At 30.1% G+C, this 24,254-nt stretch carries 27 protein-coding genes; 11 read left to right on the top strand and 16 right to left on the bottom strand.

Features of this window, described 5'->3' with window-relative positions; translation table 11 throughout:
- Position 1: 1 nt before the first annotated feature.
- From IEW75_RS05835 to IEW75_RS05815, 5 genes are all read right to left on the bottom strand, one after another.
- Positions 2–331, bottom strand: coding sequence for a DNA-directed RNA polymerase subunit omega (locus tag IEW75_RS05835; protein WP_134247794.1), 330 nt, complete (start codon positions 329–331; stop codon positions 2–4).
- Positions 321–1,148 carry an outer membrane protein assembly factor BamD gene (locus IEW75_RS05830; protein WP_134247793.1) on the bottom strand — a complete coding sequence of 276 codons (828 nt, stop codon included), beginning with the start codon at positions 1,146–1,148 and terminating at the stop codon, positions 321–323. The genes IEW75_RS05835 and IEW75_RS05830 overlap by 11 nt, the downstream gene beginning before the upstream one ends.
- Positions 1,149–1,267: 119 nt before the next feature.
- Positions 1,268–1,786: a ferritin gene (locus tag IEW75_RS05825; RefSeq protein ID WP_134247792.1), complete on the bottom strand. Its 519-nt coding sequence runs from the start codon at positions 1,784–1,786 to the stop codon at positions 1,268–1,270.
- 53 nt (positions 1,787–1,839) lie between these two features.
- Positions 1,840–2,715, bottom strand: coding sequence for a 4-hydroxy-tetrahydrodipicolinate synthase (gene dapA / locus IEW75_RS05820; RefSeq protein WP_134247791.1), 876 nt, complete (start codon positions 2,713–2,715; stop codon positions 1,840–1,842).
- Entirely contained in the window at positions 2,716–3,237 is a 522-nt protein-coding gene (locus IEW75_RS05815) for a DUF6913 domain-containing protein (RefSeq protein WP_134247790.1), read from the bottom strand.
- A gap of 52 nt (positions 3,238–3,289) precedes the next feature.
- Between IEW75_RS05815 and IEW75_RS05810 the strand changes: the two genes are divergently transcribed.
- From IEW75_RS05810 to IEW75_RS05800, 3 genes are read left to right on the top strand one after another with little or no spacing between them, the layout of a single operon-like run.
- Entirely contained in the window at positions 3,290–4,042 is a 753-nt protein-coding gene (locus tag IEW75_RS05810) for a 5'-nucleotidase C-terminal domain-containing protein (protein ID WP_134247789.1), read from the top strand.
- A gap of 13 nt (positions 4,043–4,055) precedes the next feature.
- Positions 4,056–4,970 carry a bifunctional metallophosphatase/5'-nucleotidase gene (locus tag IEW75_RS05805; RefSeq protein WP_134247788.1) on the top strand — a complete coding sequence of 305 codons (915 nt, stop codon included), beginning with the start codon at positions 4,056–4,058 and terminating at the stop codon, positions 4,968–4,970.
- A gap of 20 nt (positions 4,971–4,990) precedes the next feature.
- Positions 4,991–6,031, top strand: coding sequence for a GMP reductase (locus IEW75_RS05800; protein WP_134247787.1), 1,041 nt, complete (start codon positions 4,991–4,993; stop codon positions 6,029–6,031).
- Between the two features lie 110 nt (positions 6,032–6,141).
- On the opposite strand, the gene dnaK is transcribed toward IEW75_RS05800, so the two are convergent.
- Complete coding sequence (gene dnaK / locus IEW75_RS05795; RefSeq protein WP_134247786.1) at positions 6,142–8,058, bottom strand: molecular chaperone DnaK; 1,917 nt, start codon at positions 8,056–8,058, stop codon at positions 6,142–6,144.
- A 219-nt stretch (positions 8,059–8,277) separates the two neighbouring features.
- Between dnaK and IEW75_RS05790 the strand changes: the two genes are divergently transcribed.
- Both IEW75_RS05790 and IEW75_RS05785 read left to right on the top strand, forming a co-directional pair.
- Positions 8,278–9,702, top strand: coding sequence for an L-serine ammonia-lyase (locus IEW75_RS05790; RefSeq protein ID WP_134247785.1), 1,425 nt, complete (start codon positions 8,278–8,280; stop codon positions 9,700–9,702).
- 79 nt (positions 9,703–9,781) lie between these two features.
- Entirely contained in the window at positions 9,782–10,117 is a 336-nt protein-coding gene (locus IEW75_RS05785) for a DUF2853 family protein (protein WP_134247784.1), read from the top strand.
- A 68-nt stretch (positions 10,118–10,185) separates the two neighbouring features.
- Here the strand turns inward: IEW75_RS05785 and IEW75_RS05780 are convergent, their stop codons facing one another.
- From IEW75_RS05780 to IEW75_RS05755, 6 genes are all read right to left on the bottom strand, one after another.
- On the bottom strand, positions 10,186–10,485 hold the full coding sequence (locus IEW75_RS05780; protein ID WP_134247783.1) for a hypothetical protein: 300 nt from the start codon (positions 10,483–10,485) through the stop codon (positions 10,186–10,188).
- A 3-nt stretch (positions 10,486–10,488) separates the two neighbouring features.
- Positions 10,489–11,466, bottom strand: coding sequence for a deoxyhypusine synthase family protein (locus IEW75_RS05775; protein ID WP_134247782.1), 978 nt, complete (start codon positions 11,464–11,466; stop codon positions 10,489–10,491).
- A complete protein-coding gene (gene speB / locus IEW75_RS05770; protein ID WP_134247781.1) occupies positions 11,456–12,394 on the bottom strand; it encodes an agmatinase in 939 nt (312 codons plus the stop codon). Before speB ends, IEW75_RS05775 begins: the two co-directional genes overlap by 11 nt.
- A complete protein-coding gene (locus tag IEW75_RS05765) occupies positions 12,387–13,784 on the bottom strand; it encodes a type III PLP-dependent enzyme domain-containing protein (protein WP_134247780.1) in 1,398 nt (465 codons plus the stop codon). The genes speB and IEW75_RS05765 overlap by 8 nt, the downstream gene beginning before the upstream one ends.
- A gap of 317 nt (positions 13,785–14,101) precedes the next feature.
- Entirely contained in the window at positions 14,102–14,860 is a 759-nt protein-coding gene (yaaA, locus tag IEW75_RS05760) for a peroxide stress protein YaaA (protein WP_134247779.1), read from the bottom strand.
- 234 nt (positions 14,861–15,094) lie between these two features.
- Positions 15,095–15,856, bottom strand: coding sequence for a hypothetical protein (locus IEW75_RS05755; protein ID WP_134247778.1), 762 nt, complete (start codon positions 15,854–15,856; stop codon positions 15,095–15,097).
- Positions 15,857–16,316: 460 nt separating this feature from the next.
- Between IEW75_RS05755 and IEW75_RS05750 the strand changes: the two genes are divergently transcribed.
- From IEW75_RS05750 to IEW75_RS05740, 3 genes are all read left to right on the top strand, one after another.
- Complete coding sequence (locus IEW75_RS05750) at positions 16,317–16,775, top strand: hypothetical protein (protein WP_134247777.1); 459 nt, start codon at positions 16,317–16,319, stop codon at positions 16,773–16,775.
- A gap of 36 nt (positions 16,776–16,811) precedes the next feature.
- Complete coding sequence (locus tag IEW75_RS05745; RefSeq protein ID WP_204744167.1) at positions 16,812–17,210, top strand: hotdog domain-containing protein; 399 nt, start codon at positions 16,812–16,814, stop codon at positions 17,208–17,210.
- Between the two features lie 101 nt (positions 17,211–17,311).
- The gene (locus IEW75_RS05740) at positions 17,312–18,484 is read left to right on the top strand and encodes an alpha/beta hydrolase-fold protein (protein ID WP_134247776.1); all 1,173 of its coding nucleotides are present in this window, start codon (positions 17,312–17,314) and stop codon (positions 18,482–18,484) included.
- Positions 18,485–18,825: 341 nt separating this feature from the next.
- Here the strand turns inward: IEW75_RS05740 and IEW75_RS05735 are convergent, their stop codons facing one another.
- The gene (locus IEW75_RS05735; RefSeq protein WP_134247775.1) at positions 18,826–19,302 is read right to left on the bottom strand and encodes an Hsp20/alpha crystallin family protein; all 477 of its coding nucleotides are present in this window, start codon (positions 19,300–19,302) and stop codon (positions 18,826–18,828) included.
- A gap of 402 nt (positions 19,303–19,704) precedes the next feature.
- On the opposite strand from IEW75_RS05735, the gene IEW75_RS05730 reads away from it, so the two are divergent.
- Both IEW75_RS05730 and IEW75_RS05725 read left to right on the top strand, forming a co-directional pair.
- Positions 19,705–20,289 (top strand): Crp/Fnr family transcriptional regulator, encoded by a 585-nt coding sequence (locus tag IEW75_RS05730; protein ID WP_134247774.1) that lies wholly within the window; start codon positions 19,705–19,707, stop codon positions 20,287–20,289.
- Positions 20,290–20,391: 102 nt separating this feature from the next.
- Complete coding sequence (locus tag IEW75_RS05725) at positions 20,392–20,970, top strand: YceI family protein (protein WP_134247773.1); 579 nt, start codon at positions 20,392–20,394, stop codon at positions 20,968–20,970.
- A gap of 85 nt (positions 20,971–21,055) precedes the next feature.
- Here IEW75_RS05725 and IEW75_RS05720 read toward each other — a convergent pair whose 3' ends face one another.
- Genes IEW75_RS05720 through IEW75_RS05710 form a run of 3 tightly spaced genes read right to left on the bottom strand, consistent with a single transcriptional unit; the run spans position 21,056 to position 23,080 of the window.
- Positions 21,056–21,460 carry a DUF2721 domain-containing protein gene (locus IEW75_RS05720; protein ID WP_134247772.1) on the bottom strand — a complete coding sequence of 135 codons (405 nt, stop codon included), beginning with the start codon at positions 21,458–21,460 and terminating at the stop codon, positions 21,056–21,058.
- Between the two features lie 10 nt (positions 21,461–21,470).
- Positions 21,471–22,502, bottom strand: coding sequence for an RluA family pseudouridine synthase (locus IEW75_RS05715; protein ID WP_134247771.1), 1,032 nt, complete (start codon positions 22,500–22,502; stop codon positions 21,471–21,473).
- Positions 22,502–23,080, bottom strand: a complete 579-nt coding sequence (locus IEW75_RS05710) for a PASTA domain-containing protein (protein ID WP_134247770.1) — start codon at positions 23,078–23,080, stop codon at positions 22,502–22,504. The genes IEW75_RS05715 and IEW75_RS05710 overlap by 1 nt, the downstream gene beginning before the upstream one ends.
- A gap of 195 nt (positions 23,081–23,275) precedes the next feature.
- Here IEW75_RS05710 and IEW75_RS05705 point away from each other — a divergent pair, with 195 nt between their 5' ends.
- Positions 23,276–24,253 (top strand): D-alanine--D-alanine ligase, encoded by a 978-nt coding sequence (locus IEW75_RS05705; protein ID WP_134247769.1) that lies wholly within the window; start codon positions 23,276–23,278, stop codon positions 24,251–24,253.
- The last annotated feature ends 1 nt before the right edge of the window (position 24,254 follow it).

Here is a 24,254-nt window from a genome sequence, read left to right as displayed (position 1 = left end):
ACTATTCTTTTGTATCTACGTCTGGGTTTCTATGATAAATTTTACCTTCTAACCATTCTTCAACGGCAATTGCAGTTGGTTTTGGCAGTTTTTCGTAAAATTTAGAAACTTCAATTTGTTCTTTATTTTCAAAAACCTCGTCTAAACTATCAGTATAAGTAGCAAATTCTTCTAATTTTTCAATTAGTTCACTTTTTAAATCACCACTAATTTGTTCAGCTCTTTTAGCTATAATTGTAATAGCTTCGTAGATATTGTTAGTTGGAGCCTCAATACTGTCTTTATCATAAGTAACAGTAGTATTAGCTGCTTTTGTGTTTTTATAATCCATTTGTTTCAGTTTTTAATGCAATTAAAGAGTTTAACTCGTTATTTAGATTTTGTAGTAATTCTTCAGTTTCTGATAAATATGCTGATTTCGAAAAACTTCTTTTAAATCTTTCGTGAATTTTTATGGCATTATTTAGTCTAACTTCTTTTTTAAAAATATAGCTATTAACTGCTAAATTATAAGCCGATTTAAATTTAAGATACATCGCTTCCTCTTTATATGAAGTTCCCAAAAAATCTCCCAATAAGTTATCGAATGCAGCAATTGCAGCAATATAATCTTCGGTATGATAATATTGCTTGGCTATCTCAAAAGATTTCTTTTCTAACTTTTTAGTAAGCTCTTTAATATTTTCGTTTGCCTCTGCTACTTTATCAGATTCTGGATATTTATATAAAAAATTCTGCAAAGCGGTAATGGCTTCTTTAGTATCTTTTTGATCTAAACTAAATACCGGTGAAGCTAAAAAATAACTATGTGCAGAAAGATACGCCGACTCCTCCAATTTAGAACTCTTAGGGTAATTTTTAACAAATTTATCAAAATAATATGCTGCTAGTGTATATTGTTTTGTATTGTAATGTGATTGTGCAACCATAAATTGAATACGTTCCATTTGAGGTTTCCCCCTATAAATAGGCGTAATTTTTTCAAATAATTGTATGGCTTTATTATACTTTTGACTTTCATATAATTTTGAAGCCAGTGCGTATTGCTCTTCAGCCTTACCTTTATTTAATACTTTTTGATATTCACTACAAGATGAAACACCAACAGTAACTAATAAAATGAGAATATAAATTTTATTTTTAAGCATTTGGCAAAAATAGTTATTTATTATGGATTATTAAAATGATTTTGTATTAATAGTAAACCACAAAAATAACTTGCTTTTACAATAAATATTGCGCAACAATCTTAATTGTTTGTTAATTGTTAAACAGTTGGCGGAGCTACTGAACTAACAACTGATAATTGCTTAATGTCATTATCAAACAAATACAAACCACCTTTATCGTCTCCAATTAAGTTAATTTTATCTAAAATAGTTCTCGCTTGTGCTTCCTCTTCAATTTGCTCAGCTACATACCATTGTAAAAAGTTGTGCGTAGCGTAATCTTTTTCTTCTAAAGAAATATGAACCAAATCATTTATACTTTGCGATACAAAAACTTCGTGTTTAAATAATGTTTCAAACATTTCTTTTATTGAACCGTATTCTAGTGCTGGTTTAGCCAATTCAGAAACCTCTGCATGTCCACCTCGTTCGTTCACATACTTAAACATTTTAAGCATATGCACACGTTCTTCATCAGATTGTGCATACATAAATTCAGAAATACCTTCTAATCCTTGACCTTCAGACCAAGAAGCCATTGCTAAATATACTTGTGATGATTCTGCTTCAATTTTAATCTGCTTATTTAAAGCAGCTTGCATATTTTCTGATAACATATTTAAATATTTTTTATTACTAATTTACTTTTTTCAAATTGACTGTAAAATTACTAATAATTATCTATAAAGTTACTTAATTTTTGTTCTAATTTTTCAGTTGCTTTTACCAATGGCAAACGCACGTTAGAACTACAGATTGCTTGCTTTTGCAATAGTGCTTTTATTCCAGAAGGATTACATTCTTCAAAAATATAGTCTATGCTGTCCATTATTTTAAGCTGCAATTTATTGGCCTCAATCACTTTTTTTTGCAATCCCAATTGGATCATTTCAGAAAAATCTTTTGGCAAACCTTGTCCTATTACAGAAATAACACCTGCCCCTCCAGCCAATACCATTGGTAAAGCAATCATATCATCTCCAGAAATTACCATAAAATCTGCTGGTTTATGCTGAATAATACGCATTGCCTGCACTATGTCTCCAGCCGCTTCTTTTACGGCAACAATATTTTCAAAATCGTTTGCCAATCTTAAAATTGTTGAAGTTTCCATATTTTTACCAGTTCTTCCCGGAACATTGTACAGAATAATTGGTTTAGAACTTACTTCAGAAATTACTTTAAAATGTTGATAAATACCTTCTTGTGTTGGTTTATTATAATATGGAGAAACTGAAAGTATTGCAGTATATGCAGTTAAATCTGTAGTTTTAATTTCTGCCGCAACAGCCATTGTATTATTACCACCAATTCCAAGAACTAAAGGAAGTCTTCCATTATTTTCTTTAATAATAGTGGCTTTTACTTGTTCTTTTTCTTCCGCAGTAAGGGTTGCTGGTTCTCCAGTTGTTCCTAAAACAACTAAATAATTTACACCATTATCTATTTGATAGTTTACCAAACGAGCCAACCCTTCAAAATCTACTGATTTATCTTCATTAAAGGGCGTTACTAACGCAACTCCAGTTCCTAACAATTCTTTCATTTATATTTTGTTTAAGATCTCTAAATATTTTTTTAATTCTTTATTAAACAACTCTATTTCAGACGTTTTACAGTTTATTAACAAATCGTAAAAACGATTATCTAAACTTGCAAAACCAACTTTAAAAGCTGCTTTACTGTGCAATATTAATATCTTATTGTATAAATAATCAATTTTGCTGTAGTTTATTAACAGATCGTATTTTTTTGTTAAAATATTTTTGAAATATTCATTATTAATTTTACCATACCACCCAAAATCTTTCGACGAAAAAAGATGCTTATCATCATTTTCCTTTGATTTTTTCTGAAGAAAAACCAAGATTTCAATATTACTTTCCTGAATACCTAAATTATTCTTAAGGTTAGCTAAAGTTACTTCTTTTAAAGAAATATCATCTAATACAATAAGTACATTATTTATTTTTTTAGAGTTACTTTCAGCTGCATTAGCTAATAATTCTTTAACCTTTTTGTTAAAAAATAATTGATTACTTTTCCGTTTAATTCCTGTAAAAATCATTTATATTTACCGTTGAGACACAAAATTAATTAAAATCATTAGTATTTCAACAATGAAAAATTTTATTATTTCACTATTTACAGTGCTACTTATAATTAGTTGTAAAAATGAACCACAAGAGGTGGTTAAAATTGAAGGAAAATTAATACCAATTAATCAAGAAATTGAGTCCGTAAAAGAAATTGAAAATTTTATTGAACCCTACAAACAAAAAGTAGTGGCAGAAATGAATACTATACTTACTTATGCGGAAATAGATTTAGTTAGAACCGATGGCGGATTAGAAAGTACTTTAGGTAATTTAATGGCCGATTTATGTTTTAAAAGAGCAAATCCTGTTTTTAATTCAAGAACTAATAAAAATATAGATTTCGCCATGTTTAATTATGGCGGTATTAGAGCAGGTATTTCAAAAGGAGCAGTTAAAATGGAAAATGCTTTTAATTTAATGCCTTTTGAAAACAGTTTGGTTGTTGTTGAATTAACCGCTGAAAAAATTAAAGAGCTTGTTACTTATTTAATTAAAAATAAGAGAGCACATCCTCTTTCTAAGCACATTAATTTAGTTATTAATAAAACTGGATATTCACTAAAAATTAATGGGAAATCTTTAGAGGATGATGCAACCTATTTTGTGTTAACATCGGATTATCTTCAAAATGGAGGTGATAGTATGAACTTTTTTAAAGACCCCATCTCTATTACTAATATAGATTATAAATTTAGAAATGCCATTATAGATTATTTTAAAGAAACCGACACCCTTAAAACTAATTTAGACGGAAGATTTAGAATAGAAAATTAATAATTAGCTACAAATGAAAAGAAGAAATTTTATACAGCAATCAACAGCCGCAACAGCTTTTTTAACATTAGGTGGTTTGTCTTTGCAATCGTTTGCAAAAAACACAACAAAACATATCACTATTTTACATACGAATGATACTCACAGCCATATAGAACCTTTTCCAAGTGACCACTATAAAACTCCAAACCGAGGAGGTGTTGCTAGGCGTGCAACTTTAATAGAAAACATTAGAAAAGAAAATCCCAATACCTTATTATTAGATGCTGGTGACATTTTCCAAGGAACGCCATTTTTTAACTTTTATGGAGGAGAATTAGAATTTAAACTAATGAGTATGCTTAAATATGATGCTGCTACAATTGGTAATCATGATTTTGATAATGGAATTGATGGACTATTTGCACAATTACCAAACGCCAAATTTGATTTTTTATCTGCTAATTACGATTTTAAAAATACGAGCTTAGAAAATGCTATTAATCCGTATAAAGTATTTATAAAAGATGGTATAAAAATTGGTGTTTTTGGTTTAGGTATTGAATTAGAAGGACTTGTTGATCCTAGAATGTACAAAGAAACTACGTATTTAGATCCTGTTGAAATAGCACAAGATATGAGTCGGATTTTAAAAAAAGAAAAACAGTGTGATTTGGTAATTTGTCTTTCACATTTGGGTTATAATTATAAAAGTAATCCTGAAAAAATAAGTGATTTAGTATTGGCTTCAAAAACAAAAGATATTGACTTAATTATTGGTGGACATACACATACTTTTTTACCTAAACCTACAATTACAAAAAATAGTATTGGAGAAAATGTGTTGGTAAATCAAGTAGGATGTTATGGATTAAATGTTGGAAGAATAGATTTTTATTTTGATAATGATGCCTCTAAAATTAGTAAAGGAAAAAGTATAATTGTTTAAAAAATTATTTAAAAGGTAGTATGAGAATTGAAACAGGATTAAAATTAGGATTTAAAGATGTAATGATTCGTCCAAAAAGGTCAACATTAAGCTCAAGATCACAGGTAACTTTAGATAGAAATTTTACTTTTTTACATAGTAAATATAAATGGAATGGCATTCCAATAATGGCAGCAAATATGGACACTGTTGGTACTTTTGAAATGGCAAAAGAATTAGCTAAACATAAAATATTTACTGCTATTCACAAACATTATTCTTTACAAGAATGGAAAGAATTTATGGAATCTATTTCTGATGAAATGACTGATTATTTTTCAGTAAGCACAGGAACCGGATCTGCTGATTCTGAAAAACTTGCTATTATTATGAAGGAACATCCTCAAATAAAATTTATTTGTATTGATGTTGCAAATGGTTATTCTGAACATTTTGTGAATTTTGTAAAAAAAGCACGTAAACTATATCCAACTAAAGTTATTATGGCTGGAAATGTGGTTACTGGTGAAATGGTTGAAGAATTATTATTAGCCGGAGCAGATATTATTAAAGTTGGTATTGGACCTGGTTCCGTTTGCACAACACGCGTAAAAACAGGTGTTGGATATCCACAACTTTCTGCAATTATTGAATGTGCAGATGCTGCACATGGTTTGGGCGGACAAATAGTTTCGGATGGTGGATGTAAAATACCAGGAGATATTGCCAAAGCTTTTGGTGGTGGTGCAGATTTTGTAATGTTAGGCGGAATGTTAGCCGGACACACGGAAAGTGGCGGAAAAACTATAGAGATTAACGGTGAAAAATACAAACAATTCTACGGTATGAGTTCCGAAACCGCTATGAATAAACACGTTGGTGGAGTTGCAGATTACAGAGCTTCTGAAGGAAAAACCGTTGAAGTTCGGTATAGAGGTGCTGTTGAAAATACTGTGCAAGATTTTTTAGGAAGTCTTCGCTCAACCTGCACTTATGTTGGAGCTAGTAAATTAAAAGAACTAACAAAAAGAACAACTTTTATTAGAGTGCAAGAACAACATAATGAGGTTTTTTCAAAGTAATACTTTAATTACGCCTTAAATAAAATACGTATTAAGCTAAATTTTAATCAAAAAAAACTGTCTAAAAGGTTAAACTTTTAGACAGTTTTTAAATTTATTTAAAAGTAAGATTATTTATCTTCTTTTACTTCTTCAAAGTCCACATCTTCTACGTTATCACCTTCGTTCTTTGGTTGTCCGTTATCAGATGGCTCTCCAGTTGGAGCACCTTCAGCTTGACCTTCTTGCTGTGCTTTGTACATTTCTTCACTCGCTACTTTCCATGCTTCGTTTATCTTTTCCATTGCAGTATCAATTTGTGCAATATCTTTAGATTCGTGTGCTTTTTTAAGTTCTGCTAAAGCTGCTTCAATTGGATCCTTTTTATCCGCTGATAATTTATCTCCAAATTCTTTTAATTGCTTTTCTGTTTGAAAAATCATGGAGTCTGCTCCATTAATTTTTTCTGCAACTTCTTTCGCATTTTTATCCGCATCTGCATTTGCTTCAGCATCTGCTTTCATTTTTTTGATTTCATCTTCTGTTAAACCAGATGAAGCTTCAATTCTAATATCTTGCGTTTTATTGGTTGCTTTATCTGTAGCAGTTACATGGATAATTCCGTTAGCATCAATATCAAAAGTTACTTCAATTTGTGGAGTACCTCTCTGTGCTGGTGGAATTCCATCTAAATGGAAACGACCAATTGTTTTATTATCTGCTGCCATTGCGCGTTCACCTTGCAATACGTGAATTTCTACAGATGGCTGATTGTCTGCTGCAGTTGAGAATACTTGCGACTTTTTAGTTGGAATTGTAGTGTTCGCTTCAATTAACTTAGTCATTACATTACCCATAGTTTCAATACCTAAAGATAAAGGTGTAACATCTAATAACAATACATCTTTTACATCTCCAGTTAAAACTCCACCTTGAATAGCTGCTCCAATTGCAACAACCTCATCTGGATTTACACCTTTTGATGGTGCTTTTCCAAAGAATTTTTCAACAGCTTCAACAACCGCAGGAATACGCGTTGAACCACCTACTAAAATAATCTGGTCAATATCTCCAGTTGTTAAACCAGCACCTTTCAATGCTGTTTTACAAGGTTCTATTGTTCTTTTAATTAAATCGTCTATTAATTGTTCAAATTTCGCTTTTGTTAAACTACGCACCAAGTGTTTTGGTCCTGAAGCAGTAGCAGTAACATAAGGTAAATTAATTTCTGTTGAAGCTGAAGATGATAATTCTATCTTCGCTTTTTCAGCAGCTTCTTTTAAACGTTGTAAAGCCATTGGATCTTTACGTAAATCCATATTTTCTTCTGCTTTAAACTCTTCCGCTAACCAATCAATAATTTTTTGATCTACATCATCTCCACCTAAGTGTGTATCTCCATCGGTTGAAAGTACTTCAAAAACACCATCTCCTAATTCTAAGATAGAAACATCATGTGTTCCACCTCCAAAGTCAAAAACTACAATTTTTTGGTCAGTTCCTTTTTTGTCCATACCATAAGCCAATGCCGCAGCAGTTGGTTCGTTTATAATACGACTTACTTTTAAACCTGCAATTTCACCTGCTTCTTTTGTAGCCTGACGTTGAGCATCGTTAAAGTATGCTGGTACTGTTACAACAGCTTCATTAACTTCCGTTCCCAAATAATCTTCTGCAGTTTTCTTCATTTTTTGAAGAATCATTGCTGAAATTTCTTGTGGAGTATATAACCTTCCATCAATATCAACACGTGGTGTATCATTATCTCCTTTTACCACTTTATAAGGTACACGTTCTGCTTCCATTTTAGATTCAGAATATTTATTACCCATAAAACGTTTAATAGAATAAATGGTTTTTAAAGGGTTTGTAACTGCTTGTCTTTTAGCTGGATCTCCAACTTTACGTTCTCCACCTTCAATAAATGCTACAATAGAAGGTGTAGTTCTTTTTCCTTCTGCATTAGGAATTACAACTGGCTCATTACCTTCCATTACTGAAACACAAGAGTTGGTAGTTCCTAAATCAATTCCTATAATCTTACTCATAATTATATATTTTATATTGTTTTTAATTTTTTAAACTTACAATTACAATTAGACAATGATTATGCCATTACAAATTTTATGTCAATATGTCATAATTCAATTATATTTTAAGTTTTTATTGTCATTTACGAATGCCTAAACCTATTTAAATATTAAATTAAAAATGATACAAATATTATTCAATACTATATATTTGCGGCTTTAATTTAAAACTATATAATGGAGTGTATTTCTATTTTTGATATGCTAAAAATTGGTGTTGGGCCTTCTAGTTCTCATACATTGGGTCCTTGGAGAGCTGCGGAAAGATGGATTAATCATTTAAAAAAAGAAAATCTTTTTTCAGAGATTACTTCTGTAAAAGTAGATTTGTATGGATCTTTATCTTTAACAGGAAAAGGACATGCTACAGACTTGGCTATAATTTTAGGTTTAGCAGGTGCTGATCCAGAATATATTCCTACAGAAGAAATAACACCCTTAATTTCTAAAATTAAAGCTGCAAAGCAATTGAAATTTGGAAATAATTTTAGGATTAATTTCAATCCTATAAATGATATTATTTTTAATAAAGAGTTTTTACCATTTCATTCAAATGCTATAAAATTTACAGGATTTAACAACACTACTGAAATTTCAGCAGACACCTACTATTCTATTGGTGGTGGCTTTGTGGTTAGAGAAGAATTAATTCATGCCAAAGAAAATATTGCTATTTTTAAAACATTTCCTTTTTCTATTCAAAAAGCAACAGAACTAGAATTCTATTGTAAACAAGAACAATTAAAAATTTCTGAAATTGTTTTAGAAAATGAACGCTCATTAAGATCAGATGAAGAAATTGATTTTGAAATTCAACGAATTTGGGATACAATGCTTGAATCCATGTATAATGGTTGCCATACAGAAGGCATGTTACCAGGTGGATTAAAAGTTAGAAGGCGCGCTTTTGATATGCATCAAAAATTAAAAGGAGATCGAATTTACAACAATCCAAATGAATGGTTAAGAGCTATTAGGAATACTGAAGTTAAATTTCGTGAAATATTAAAATGGGTAAGTTGTTTTGCATTAAGTGTGAATGAAGTAAATGCCTCCCTCGGAAGGGTTGTAACCGCACCAACCAATGGAAGTGCTGGAGTAATACCTGCAGTTTTAATGTATTATTTAGTAATTGAAAATCACGAGGCAACATTTGAGCATATAAAACAATTTTTATTAGTTGCTAGTGAAATAGGTAGTCTCTTTAAAAAAGGAGCTACAATTTCTGCTGCTATGGGAGGCTGCCAAGCTGAAATTGGTGTTTCGGCAGCAATGGCTGCTGGCGCTTTAACCGAACTACTTGGAGGTTCTCCAGAAAAAGTTTTAATGGCAAGTGAAATTGCTATGGAACATCATTTAGGATTAACCTGTGATCCTATTGGTGGATTAGTGCAAGTGCCATGTATTGAACGCAATGCAATGGGCGCAATAAAAGCAATTAACGCTGCTGAATTGGCTTTAGAGTCTGACAATTTACATGCTAAAGTTCCCCTTGATAAAGTAATTTCTAGCATGTGGGAAACAGCTAAAGATATGAACTCCAAATACAAAGAAACTTCAGAAGGTGGGTTGGCAGTTGGTGTAAATCTTTCAGATTGTTAATATAATTATAGCTATACAACTAATATTTTTTTATATTTGATAAAAGATATATTAACATTCATAAAAAAATTCGTTACTCATGAGTAAATTAGATGAAAAAATAGCACTTTATCAAGGTGAAATGGAAAAGTTAGGAATCAGCTTTGATGCTGATTTATTAGCTAAGGTTACTAAAGGTTTAGGGCCTTCTATTTATAAACAAGATGCTGAAACCGTTTCTGGATCTGATGCAAAAGAATTAGGAACCGTAAAAAATAATTTTTTAATTAAAAAATTAGGTCTTTCTGATGGGCCAAAATTAGATGCGGCTATGCAAAAAGCTGTTGAAACTATGGGTAAATCTAATAGAAATAAATACAGAGCTATTTTCTATTATTTATTAGTTAAAGAATTTGGTAAAGAATCTATTTACTAGAATTTTAAAATTTTATAAAAAAGGCTGTCTAAAACATTTAGACAGCCTTTTTTATTTAATAATTAAGTCTAATAATCATCATCCTCAGGGCTATCGTCTGGAATATCTTCTAAATCACCCGTATCATGAACGTCATCAAAATTATCTTCATCAGCGTCATATTCTTCCATCGTTTCTTCTAATTTCAAGCTGATTTTCACTAAATAGATAGTCTCTTCTGTACGAACTTCAACTGCTCTTACAGTTTCGCCTTTAGCGTTTTTAAACGTTATTATATCTCTATACCCATAACCCGTAGGGAATTTTTCAACCAACATATTTAAAATATCTTCGGTTAATTTACTATAATCTACAATTACTCGTTTCATAAATTACATATCTAATAAGTAAGCGAAAATTAATGGTGCTACAATGGTTGCATCCGACTCTATAATATATTTTGGTGTATTAATATCTAATTTACCCCAAGTAATTTTTTCATTTGGAACAGCCCCAGAATAAGATCCATAACTAGTGGTTGAATCTGAAATTTGACAGAAATAACTCCAAAACGGGGTATCCGTTCTTTCCATATCTTGATACAACATTGGTACTACACAAATTGGAAAATCTCCAGCAATACCTCCTCCAATTTGGAAAAATCCAATACCATCTTTTGAATTTGCAGTATACCAATCTGCTAAAAACGTCATATACTCAATACCAGATTTCATAGTACTTGCTTTTAACTCGCCTTTTAATACATAAGAAGCAAAAATATTTCCCATTGTGCTATCTTCCCAGCCAGGAACAACCATTGGCAAATTAGCTTCTGCTGCAGCAATCATCCAGCTATTTTTTGGATCAATCTCATGGTATTGGTCCAATACTCCAGAAAGTACTAATTTGTACATAAATTCATGTGGGAAAAAACGTTCTCCTGCAGCCTCAGCATCTTTCCAAATTTTAAAAATATGTTCTTGCAAACGTCTAAAAGCTTCTTCTTCTGGAATACAAGTATCGGTAACTCTGTTTAAACCTTTTTCCAGCAAATCCCATTCATCTTGAGGTGTTAGGTCTCTGTAATTTGGCACTCTCTTATAATGAGAATGTGCTACCAAATTCATAATGTCTTCTTCTAAATTAGCCCCTGTACAAGAAATTATTTGTACTTTATCTTGTCTAATAACTTCTGCAAATATTTTGCCTAATTCTGCAGTACTCATGGCTCCTGCCAATGACACCAACATTTTAGAACCTTTTGCTAATTGATTTTCGTATTCTTTGGCTGCATCCACAACCGAAGCTGCGTTAAAATGCAAATAATATTTTTCTATAAATTGTGAAATTGCTCCTTTATTAGTAGTCATTTTCTTCGTCGTTAAATTTAGTTTGTTTGTTTGTTGGTTCTTTAAAACCTTTTATATCATCATAAGTATCTTCATCAGAATTGTTAAATTTATAGCTTAACATTTTATAATATAATTTTGCTGCTAAAAAGTCTGATGATTTTTCTTGAGGATTTGGACACAATTCTACAATATCGAATCCAACTACATTTTTTTCTTTAAATATTTTATTTAAAAACTCTAGCGTTTCATACCAAAATAATCCTCCTGGTTCTGGTGTACCGGTTGATGGCATTATTGAAGGATCAAAAGCATCTAAATCAATTGTTAGAAAAACATTCTCTGTCATTAAATCAATTGCATTTTCCATCCAATAATCGTCTTGAGCAAGGTCGTGCGCAAAAAATACTTTATCTAAATCCATAACTGTTTTTTCAATAGCATCCATACTACGAATACCTACTTGAATTAAATTCGTATTTTGACTGGCTTCATACACTGCACAAGCGTGGTTACATTTAGATCCTTCATACTCTTTTCTCAAATCTGCATGGGCATCGATTTGTACAACAGTTAAATTATCAAAACACTCATTAAATGCTCTAATTGAACCAATTGAAATTGAATGCTCACCTCCAATTAAGGTTACAAATTTATTCTTTTTAATGTATGATTTTGTAATCTCATGAACTGCAGCTACCATACTTTCTGGTGAAGCATTTTCAGTAATGGCATTCGCTAAATAAATACCGTTTTTATACACTTCTGTATCGGTTTCTATATCGTACAATTCCATGTTTTCTGAAGCGTTTAAAAAAGCTTCAGGACCTTTATCTGCACCTTTTTGCCAAGTACTTGTTCCATCATAAGGAACTGGAATTAAAACTACTTTTGAAGTTTCAATTTTACTATTTTGTTCAGGAATTCCTGCGTAAGTTCTTTTATTCATAACCTAATATTTTTAAAAAATCGCTTGGTTTTTGTTGTTCTTTAAAAACTTTGTATTCTAATTTACCTTCGTTGTTTTTTGATATAATAATATGTTTTGGTTGAGGAATTAAGCAATGCTGCAAACCTCCATAACCTCCAATTGATTCTTGATAAGCGCCTGTATTAAAAAAACCTAAATATAATGGTTTTTCGTCTTTATAAACAGGTAAATAAATAGCATTCATATGCTGTTCAGAATTGTAATAATCATCACTATCGCAAGTTAAACCACCTAACAAAACCCGCTCGTAAGTATCGTTCCATCTATTTAAAGGTAACATTACAAAGCGTTTATTTATTGCCCAACTATCTGGTAAAGTTGTTATAAAAGAGGAATTTATCATATTCCAATTCTCTCTATCGTTTTGCTTTTTTTGGTATAACACTTTGTATAAAGCACCTCCACTTTCTCCAACTGTATAACTTCCAAACTCGGTAAAAATATGTGGTGTTTCTACTTCAGCATCATCACATGCAATTTTAATTTGAGAAATAATTTCATCAATCATATATTCATAATCATAATCAAATCCCAATGAGTTTTTAATTGGAAACCCCCCTCCAATATTTAAACTATCTAATGTTGGACAAATACGTTTTAAATTTATATAAACCTTTAAACACTTACTTAATTCGTTCCAATAATAGGCATTGTCTTTAATTCCTGTATTTATAAAAAAGTGTAACATTTTTAGATTCACTTTTTTATTTTCTTTGATATCGCGTCGGTAAAAATCAACTATATTTTTATAGCCAATTCCTAAACGAGAAGTATAAAACTCGAATTTTGGTTCTTCTTCCGAAGCAATTCTAATTCCAATATTAATTTTCTTACGAATTCCATCGGTTAATAAATCAATTTCCTCATAATTATCAATAATTGGAATACAATTTCTGTGTCCGCTATTTATTAAACCTTGTATTTTTTTAACGTATTCATCTCTTTTAAATCCGTTACTTAAAATATAGGTTTTATCGGTAATTTTACCAGCTCTTTTTAAGTTTTCAATTATATCAATATCAACCGCCGAGGATGTTTCTATATGAATATTATTACTTAAAGCTTCATCTAAAACATGTTTAAAATGTGAACTCTTTGTACAATAGCAATAGTGGTATCTCCCTTTGTATTTATGCTTACGCATAGCTGTTTTAAACCATGTTTTTGCTTTAATAATGTTTTCGCTAATTTTTGGTAAATACGTAAACTTTAAAGGTGTACCAAATTCTTCAGCAAGTTTCATGGTATCGATATCATGAAAATGCAAATTTTTCTTAGTATCTATTTTAAATTCCTCTTGAGGAAAATCAAAAGTTTGATTTATTAAATCAATATATTTAGTATTCATTAATTATATTTAAGTATTAAAAATTTAATAGGAGCCTAATATAAGGCATATTTAAAATTAATAGAAATATTTATACTCTTAATACTGAATATGTATTTTGATTATCTATACCCAAAAGTTGAGTACAAATTTTAAAAATGAAGTTGGTAGAAGTTGTCTTTTTCCTTAATTTTTCGTTGTGCTTCCAAAACACATAATAACCTAAAAACTTCTTAATAAAAAAGTTACGACCGAAAAAACAAATATTTTTCATTGTCACTAAAAAATAACGGGACAAACTTATATAAAAAAACAATACAATTTTAAAAAAAATTAAATTATCGTGTAAAAACTAATTCTTTTTCATTTGAAAGGTTCGAATCAAACGCATAACCTTCTGAATTAAAACCTTTTAAACCCTCAATAGTTTCTGTATTATTGTCTAAAATATAACGCACCATTAGCCCTCTAGCCTTTTTTGCAAAAAAGCTAATTACCTTTAATTTTTCACCTTTATAATCTTTAAAAACTGGAGTAATTACCGGAACCTTTAATAGTTTAGTATTTATTACTTTAAAGTATTCGTTACTGGCTAAATTTACAAATACTTCATCGTTTTCCATTTCAGCATTTAAGGCTTCAGTTACTTTTTCACCCCAAAACTTGTACAAATTTTCTTTGCGACCAACTTTTAGTTTTGTACCCATTTCTAAGCGATATGGTTGCATTAAATCTAAAGGCTTTAAAATACCATATTGTCCAGATAAAATTCGAAGTTTATTTTGAAGTTGTTCTAATTTTTCAAGTGGTAACGTGTAAGCGTCTAAACCTGTGTAAACGTCGCCATTAAAAGCATAAACAGCCTGACGTGCATTTTCTAATGAAAACGGTAATTCCCAATCTTGATTTCGTTGCCAATTTAATTCACCCAATTTTGGCGAAATATGCATTAACTCCGAAAGTTTTTTAGGAGATTTCTTTTTTAAAACTGTGCTTAACTTCTCAGCTTCATTTAAAAAAATACCTTGTGTAAATTCCGTTGTTGGAACTGCTGTTTCAAAATCTAACGATTTTGCTGGTGATATTACTAGTTTCATAAATAATTATTTATTGTATAAAATTAGTACATTTTTTTAATACTAACCATGGTAAAAGATGGATTTTAATAATACCTAAATAAAAATAATTTATATAGAAATAGGCCGGTGTTTAGTTTGTTTAATAATTTAAAGTAGTTTTAAAATAAATTAGAAAAGCCAATCAATTTCTTGAATGGCTTTTGCTTTATTGTCATCGTAAATTCATCCTTTTAAAAAGAATGTATTCCGTGTTTAATTCATCATTCCAGTAGACATTTCTGGTACTAATATCAACATATCTTTTTGTTCTCCCCAATATTCTATAGAGGCGTCAAAATTCTTCCAATCTTCATCCCAAGAACCCCATCCAAAAAGTTCGTCATAATCTTCTTTAGTTGTAGTTTCCATTTCTGGCTCATCTGCTCGTTTATAAGTATTAAAACCTGTTGCTAAAATAAACTGATTTCTATTTCCGCCACTAACTACTCTAAATAATGTTCTTGTAGTTTTCCATTCTCTTTTTTCTGCAACTTTTGATATTCTATACATAGCTCTTCTAAAATGTAAAATTTTATCTGCCTTAATATTGAAAATTGTGCGACTCACATACTTTGAAGGTGAAGTGTTTTCTGGATTAGGATCATAAGAACCATTTTTTAATGCTTCGTATCTCACTTGCCCTCTATCTTTTGCAATAAACTTAGCAACATTTTGATTCCAATAATCACCTTCAGCTGATCTGTCCAAATCATAATCTGCCGGAGATTTATTTGCCTCAACACGAAGATATGATCCACTATCAGGGCCTGTTATAATTTTATACGTCATTATAGCGGTCTCTGGTGTTTTGTTAAACATGGCTGTTTTTTTTGCAGCAGCCTTTTCAAAGTCCTTTTGCATACCATCTTTTGCGGTATATTCCCAAGTATTCCAATAACTTGCATTATTATTTCTTTGAGCATAAATAGATGAACTTAACACAAGTATCATCGAAAATAATAATAATTTTTTCATTTTAGTTAGTTTTAAATTGATAAAATATATTTGGCCTTACGCCTTATCTGAAAATCAGATATTTTAATTCTTAAAAATAAAGTGAGGGGGAGGTAAATTCTTTTAAAAATATAATTTAAGAAGGACATTTATCCTAATGCGATTTCTAATATACATAAAATATTTTACTTTATTATTGCCCATAAACTTATAGGCCCCTTTTTAATTGGTTAAAATCTATCTAAAATAATGCCGAATAAATTCTTAAAACTCTCCTTCTCTGGCTTGCAGCATGCCTTCTAAACTTCTTAAGGCATTCACCTATTTTGCGAAATTGCACTCAAAAAAAGATTTTTAAAAAACTGATGATTAAATTATTTAATTTGTTTCTTAGTTTAAAAAAAGTGAAATTCGCTTGTTAATAAATATAGTTGATTAAAACCGGTTTTATTTAATCGTTGTAGCTTATATAAAAAGAAAAATGGAAATAAAAGAACTGATAAAAAGATCAGATTTTGACCAAAATAAAAAGCTTGTTCACGCTTTCAATCAATTAAACAAACTTCTAATTGAATTGAAAAAAAAGGACGTTCCTGATAAAATTATTATTGTTATTAATAATGGAATAAACAAAATAAACACTGAACCGAGGGCACCTAAAGAATTAATAAAACAACTAAAAAAAACGCACTCTAGTTTTCTTAAATTAATTGAGAAGGAAGTTAAACTTGTAACTAAAAACCACTATCGAAATACTTGGATGGCACTTGGAATGGTTGCATTTGGACTTCCTCTTGGGGTTGTTTTTGGATCGAATACTGGAAATATGGGGTTACTTGGAATAGGATTACCTATAGGAATGGTTATTGGAATGGGTGTAGGTTCTAAAATGGATAAAAAAGCATTTGAAGAAGGCAGACAACTTGACCTAGAAACATAGAACTAGTTTTACAATACATAAAATTAAATAACGAACATGAATACTAGAATGCAAAACACACACTTACTAGCGTCTGAAAAATTAATAGGCTCTGTGGTATCCATTGGAAACGATTGTGCTACTGTTAAATTAACTATTTTAGAAGAAATGACTGTTGACACTTACAATCTTTCTCACGGCAGTTTTGTTTTTGGGCTCGCTGATTATGCAGCTATGGTTGCTATAAACGAACCAACTGTAGTTTTGGGAAAAGCTACTACTAAGTTTTTAAAACCAGTTGTTTTAAATGATAAAGTAACCGCAGTTGCAACAATTACTGAAACTTCAGGAAAAAAGATTAGTGTATTAGTAGAAGTAACAAATCAAAAAGATGAGTTAGTATTTGAAGGTGAATTTATATGTTTTGTTTTAGATAAACACATATTAGATACATAATTTTATTTGCTTCTTAATCTAAGAAAGTTGAAATTAGCCTAGCAATCGGTACTAATTAAAAAATTTTACTGACAGTTGGCAATCAAAAAGAAAACAATAGAATGAGTAAAAATATTATTGCAATACTACTTTTGCTAATAGGGATTAATCAGGTAAAATCACAAATTGTTGGACAAATTGTAATCGGCACAAAACATTCAATTAAATCTAATGTTTTGAATGAAAATAGAGAATATTGGATTAGTCTTCCTGATTCATACAACAAAAAGGAATCATCCTATAAAAAGTACCCGGTGCTTATTGTACTTGATGGAAATGTGCATTTTAAATCTATAGCAGGGATAGTAAACTACATGAGTTCTGATGTATACAGAAGCTGTAAAATTCCAGAGATGATTGTAGTTGGCATACAAAATGTTGATAGAAGAAGAGACTACACACCAGACAAAATTATTACAGTTAGAGAGAATAATACAGGAGGTGGAGATAGTTTTCTAGGCTTTTTGCAAGATGAACTTTTACATGAATTGGATCAAAAGTTTAGAACATCTCCCTATCGCATACTTTTTGGACATTCTTTAGGAGGTTTGTTGGCCACTCATGCTTATATGAAAGAAAAGACCTTTTTCAATTCATTTATTGCAGTTGACCCAAGTTTTGGAACATGGGATTCAGAGACCATGGACAAAAAATTAGATTCTCTGACTGAACAATCATTTGAAAGATTCATTTATATAGCTACTGCCAATTGGGGAAAAAGAAACATCAAAAATCGTGATCGCCACGTAAGACTATTTGAGGCATTGAATAGTAGATGTAAGGGTGAATTACCTGCAAAATTAGAATACTTCGATAATGAAAACCATAGCTCAGTACCAATCATTGCTTTTCATAATGGAATCTCTGCAATTTTTGAAGGCTATGGAATTTCCTATCGTGATGTCAAAAGCAAAGAGCAACTAACTAAGCATTATAAGACACTTTCTGATCGGCTCTCATGGGATATTCGACCTCCCGAATTTCTTGTAAACCAATTAGGTTATAGAATGCTACAAAGTGGAAATGATAAAGACAAACTCAAAGCGTTAGAATTCTTTATCTTGAATGTAGAAAATTACTCTAAATCATCTAATTCTTATGATAGCTTAGGTGAAGCCTATGAAACATTAGGTGAAACTCAAAAAGCAATCGAAAACTATAAAAAATCTCTTAAACTAAATACAAGTAATGAACATGCCAGAATGAAAATAAAAGAATTAAATAATAGCGAATAAATACGATTGGTAAAATTTCCTATGCGTAATAAAGGGAAAAATGCTAATATGAAAACAACTACACTGAATAAAACAATTGCATTAAGCTATCTCTATCTAAAGAAGAAAATTTATCTAACCTTCCCTTAGAAGACCAAGAGTAAATACTGTCATATTTAATTAAATTCTTTTTTAACTTTCCAAGCTTCTTCTGGTTGTTTAACTACATTTTCTTCACTTTGTTTTATATCAGATTTTTTCGTTTCATTGTTTTATCATATTAAATATTTAAAAAAATATTAAAAACTTATTTTTGAAAATAAGGCAGAAAAACCTGCCTTATTCTCAAGTTAAAAAATTAGTTATAAAATTTTAATGCTTCTGGCAGGTTTTTGCTTTGCCTCTTCTTTTTTAGGTAAAGTAATATTTAAAATGCCATCCTCATAGCTTGCTTTAATTTTTTCCTCATCTACACTTTCAGGTAAAGTAAAGGTTCTTTTAAACGAGGAATAACCAAACTCTCTACGTGTATAATTTTCATCTTCGTGTTTATTTTCTTTCTTCGTTTCAGTAGAAATTGACAATAATTTATTATCTAGGTTTAGATGAAAATCTGATTTCTTTAAACCTGGAACAGCCATTTCTACTATAAAAGCATCTGCAGTTTCTTTAATATTTACTTTTGGTAATGTAATGCCTGTATTAAAATTTGATGCAAATACAGAAGGTAGGTCTCTGTTGAAAATATCATCTAACAAATTAGACAGATTTGAGAAGTTTGCATTTGAATTTGTGTTTGCTAAACTTCCGCTTTTAGGAACATTAACTAAATTGCTCATAATTACATGATTTTAAATTAAACATTATTTCAAATTTGAAATCTTTTTTGATTTCGATACTATATTTACAAATAAAATACCAAAATAAACATATCGTATTTTTACTATATATTTTATTTAAATCACGAGTTTTTTATTCATTTTTTCAGAATTATTGTCATTTTTTCATTTAAATAAATGTCATATTGACATTCGCATATTTGAATTAAATTCTTATATTTTAAGTAGAATAAATGGTGTAAAGAAATAAGAAATGCGAAGCTAGATACTCATAAAAACCCTATAAATTGCTATATAATTTAGTTTGTTTCTTAACTTAAGAAAGTTGAAATTCGCCTAACAACCAAGTTCATTTAATTATATTAATTTTATGTAACTGTTAGGCAGAGAACAAATAGATCAATGAATAAAAAACCTTTATTAGATTACATACATAACTATATCAACTTAACTGTTGAAGAGGAAACTATATTATTTTCTAAATTAATTTATAGAAATTATCTAAAAGATCAATACATAGTGCAACAAGGAGATGTTTGTAAAAGTATCAATTTTATTGTATCTGGAAGTACAAAAACATTTTATGTAGATACTGAAGGTCAAGAACATATTGTAGTGTTCTCCATTGAAGATTGGTGGACATCGGATTTAGGAAGTTTTATGACTCAAAAACCTGCCGACTTTAATGTACAGTGTTTAGAGAATACGCAACTCTTTCAATTTACCTTCAATAATCTTGAAGAATTATATATAGAGATTCCTAAACTCGAACGACTTTTTAGAAAAATTGTAGAACGTGCTTTTGTAGCTTCACAAAAAAGAATTGTTAGAAATTTTAGTCTTACAGCTAAAGAACGTTACCAAATTTTCAGAAATACATATCCAAAAATTGAACAGCGTGTTCCACAATATATGATTGCTTCTTATTTAGGTATTACCAAAGAGTTTTTAAGTAAAATTAAGAGCCAACTTATTCAAAATCAATAAAAGTTAATCTAGATTAACTTCATTTCATAATCTACTTCATTTTCTATAGTTTAACTATTTTGGATATTTGCACCATAATATTTTAAACTAAAAATAATAACAATGAAAAATTCAATTAAAAACATTGCTGCAGTTGTAATAGTAGCTCTTATAGCATTTTCTTTTAAAACAATAAATGAAGTTAAAAAAGAAATAAAAGTAGAAAACAGTAAAATAGTATGGAAAGGTTATAAAGTTACTGGGTCTCATGAAGGTCTTATTTCCATAAAATCTGGAAACTTAGAATTTAACGAAGATAAATTGACTGGCGGAGCATTTGTTATAGACATGTCTACTATTATTTCTACAGATTTAGAAGGTGAATATAAAGGAAAACTAGAAGGTCATTTAAAATCAGATGATTTCTTTGGAGTTGAAAAATTTCCAACAGCAACTTTAATTTTTACCAAAGTAAAAGCTACTAGTAAAAACTCATACGAGGTAAAGGGAGATTTAACTATTAAAGGAAAAACTGAAACTGTTCTATTTAATCTTTCAGTTTATGGAAATAAAGCAAATGCTTCTTTAAAAATAGATAGAACTAAGTTTGATGTTAGATATGGTTCTACAAGTTTCTTTGATGATTTAAAAGACAAGGCAATTTATGATGAATTTGATTTAGTTGCCGATCTGGAATTTTAATAAATATTTAAAATTAAAAATAGTAAAAAAAGCGCAAATCAATTGGTTTGCGCTTTTTTTATGTTTAGAATGTAAGACCGTTTAGCTATTTATTTAAATGTTTTTCAATATCACTAATATGAACATTAAGTGCTTGAGCCGAAATTTGAATTTCTTTTATTAAAAGAATTAAAGATATGATTAACAATATCAATGCAGTTCCAAATACCCAAACTGCAATCATTTGCTGATGTATATAAATAAGAAACATTGTTAATACGCATAATAGCAGACTTGATATTCCAAAAATCTGCATCCAACGTGTAAGATTTATTCTTAACTTAAGATTTTTAATTTGATGAATTAAAGATTTGTCTTTGTTTTCTTGGTAAACAGCATGTAAATTTCTTATTACAGCAGCATAAGCTAAAAACCTATTGGTATAAGCAAGCATTATTAATGATATTGCCGAAAATAAAAGCGCTGGTGTTGTTAGCGTAAGTGCTTCCATAAATATTTTTTTAATGTTCTTCCTTCTGGTTCATAGTATAGGTTCTCCATTTCTCTAAACACTCTAAAATATCTTGTGGAATTTCAGAATTAAAACGTAAAAATTCTTTGGTTGTTGGGTGTTCAAAACCTAAAGTTTTAGCGTGTAAAGCTTGGCGCGGCAATACCTTAAAACAATTTTCTACAAACTGTTTGTATTTAGTAAATGTTGTTCCCTTTAAAATGGCATCTCCTCCATAACGTTCGTCGTTAAAAAGTGTATGACCAATATGCTTAAAGTGTGCTCTAATTTGATGCGTTCTACCCGTTTCTAACTTACACTGAACCAATGTAACATAGCTAAAACGTTCAATTACTTTAAAATGCGTTACTGCATGTTTTCCAAAATCACCTTCAGGAAAAACACTCATTTGTAATCTGTTTTTTAAACTTCTTCCAATATTTCCTTCAATAGTTCCTTCATCTTCTTCAACATTTCCCCAAACTAAGGCATAATATAAACGCTCGGTAGTTCTGTCGTAAAATTGTTTTGATAAATGTGCCATTGCAAATTCAGTTTTTGCAACAACTAACAAACCACTGGTGTCTTTATCTATTCTATGCACCAATCCTGGACGTTCGTTTGAGTTGGTTGGTAAATTTTCTATATGATAAATTAATGCGTTCACCAACGTTCCGCTATAATTTCCATGACCTGGATGTACCACCATTCCTGCAGGCTTATTTACAACCATAACTTGGTCATCTTCAAATAAAACATCTAACGCAATATCTTCAGCAACCAATAGGTTTTCATGAGGCGGATGCGACAATACAACTCGTACAACATCGTTTGGTTTTACTTTGTAATTAGATTTTACGGCAACATCATTTACCAAAACATTTCCTGCTTTTGCAGCTTGTTGAATTTTATTTCGTGTTGCATTTTCGATAAAATTCATTAAGAATTTATCTACACGTAAAGGTTCTTGCCCCACGTGAGCAACATATCTAAAATGCTCGTAAAATTCTTCGTTGTCTGTGTTAATTTCTTCTACACTCATTACTTTCCTTCTGTATATCTTCCTGTTCCTTCCCCATCACCTAACTTTAACGTAATGATAGAGTTTTTCGGAATTTTATCACCTGCTTTTAAATCTTTACCATTAAATTTTAATCCTCTTACAACATCTTTTGCAATGTCTGAAACATAAATAGGATTGGCACTAATTTTAAAACCAATTGAACTAAGTTGCGACGTAACTTGCCTTTTTGATTTCCCAAAAACATTTGGAACTTCAATATTTCTATATCCAGTAGGATTTAATGTAAGGTATATTTTTCTATTTTCTTTTACAAATTCACCTGGCCCTGGGTCTTGATCTATGACAGATTTTTTAGGATATTCTGGATTGTAACTTGCTGAATCTATTACAAAAAGTTTTAAATCTAACTCTTTCAACGTTTTTTCAACTTCACTTAAACTCATTTTTTCCAAATTCGGAACTTCAATTTTCTGATCGTGATTTGTAGAAATATTTAACCATTTCATAACCACAAAAACAAACACTACCAAACCAACAAAAGCGATAATAACTTGTTTTAAAAATATTTTGGACTTTATAAATTGAATTAGACTCATTTTTTATATTTTAATTTTGCAAAGATACTTTTTTTGAATTGTTTATCTGTTTAATTTTTTTTAAGTAATACTACTTCCCTCAAAAAAGCCTAAAATGTTCTCAGTTTGACTCTTAAAACCTAAATTCCTTTTAAATTTAAAATAAAACTTTCAAATATTATTATGTAAGTTTGTATTTATTGAATATAACTAAAAATGAAGAAAAATATTGCCATTATTATGGGTGGTTACTCCTCTGAGGTTGAAATTTCCCTAAAAAGTGGGGCAGTTGTTTACCAACATCTTTCCAAAGAAAAATACAATACTTATAAAGTTCATATTTTAAAAAATAAATGGGTATTGGTTGATGATAATAACCAAGAGTATCCCATAAATAAACACGATTTCTCAGCAGAAATTAAAGACGAAAAAATTACATTCGATTGTGTTTTTAATGCAATTCACGGAAATCCAGGCGAAAACGGAACCATTCTGGCTTATTTAGAACTGCTCGAAATTAAACACACCTCTGCTCCTTTTTATCAAATGGCATTAACTTTTAACAAACGAGATTGTTTAAGCGTAGTAAAACCGTATGGTATAAAAACAGCAACTTCGTATTATCTAGATAAAGGTGATGAAATTAAGGTTGATGCAATTGTAAAAAAAGTTGGTTTACCTTGTTTTGTAAAACCTAATAATGCTGGTTCTAGTTTTGGAATTTCAAAGGTTAAAACCAAAGAAGAAATGATTCCCGCTATTGAAAAAGCATACAAAGAAGATGCTCAAATTTTAATTGAAGCATTTTTAGATGGTTCTGAAATTACCATTGGCGTTTTAAATTATAACAATGAAATTAAAGTGTTACCAATGACGGAAATTGTAACCAAAAACGACTTTTTTGATTATGAAGCCAAGTATTTAGGAAAATCTGAAGAAATCACACCAGCACGTATTTCAGATGAAATTCATAAAAAATTAGAAAAAACGGCTATAAAAGTATATAGATCACTAAATATGAGCGGTTTTACACGTTCCGAGTTTATTATAGTAAACGGCGAACCGCATTTTTTAGAAATGAATACCGTTCCCGGTTTAACTGCGGAAAGTATAATACCTCAGCAAGCAGCCGAAGCTAAAATCAGCTTACAACAACTTTTTGATAATGCCATAGAAATGGCTTTAAAAAACTAAT

Source organism: Lutibacter litoralis (assembly GCF_014646675.1).
Classification (GTDB): domain Bacteria; phylum Bacteroidota; class Bacteroidia; order Flavobacteriales; family Flavobacteriaceae; genus Lutibacter; species Lutibacter litoralis.
The sequence above is the reverse complement of the archived record's forward strand: the minus strand, read 5'-3'. Positions and strand labels throughout refer to the sequence as shown.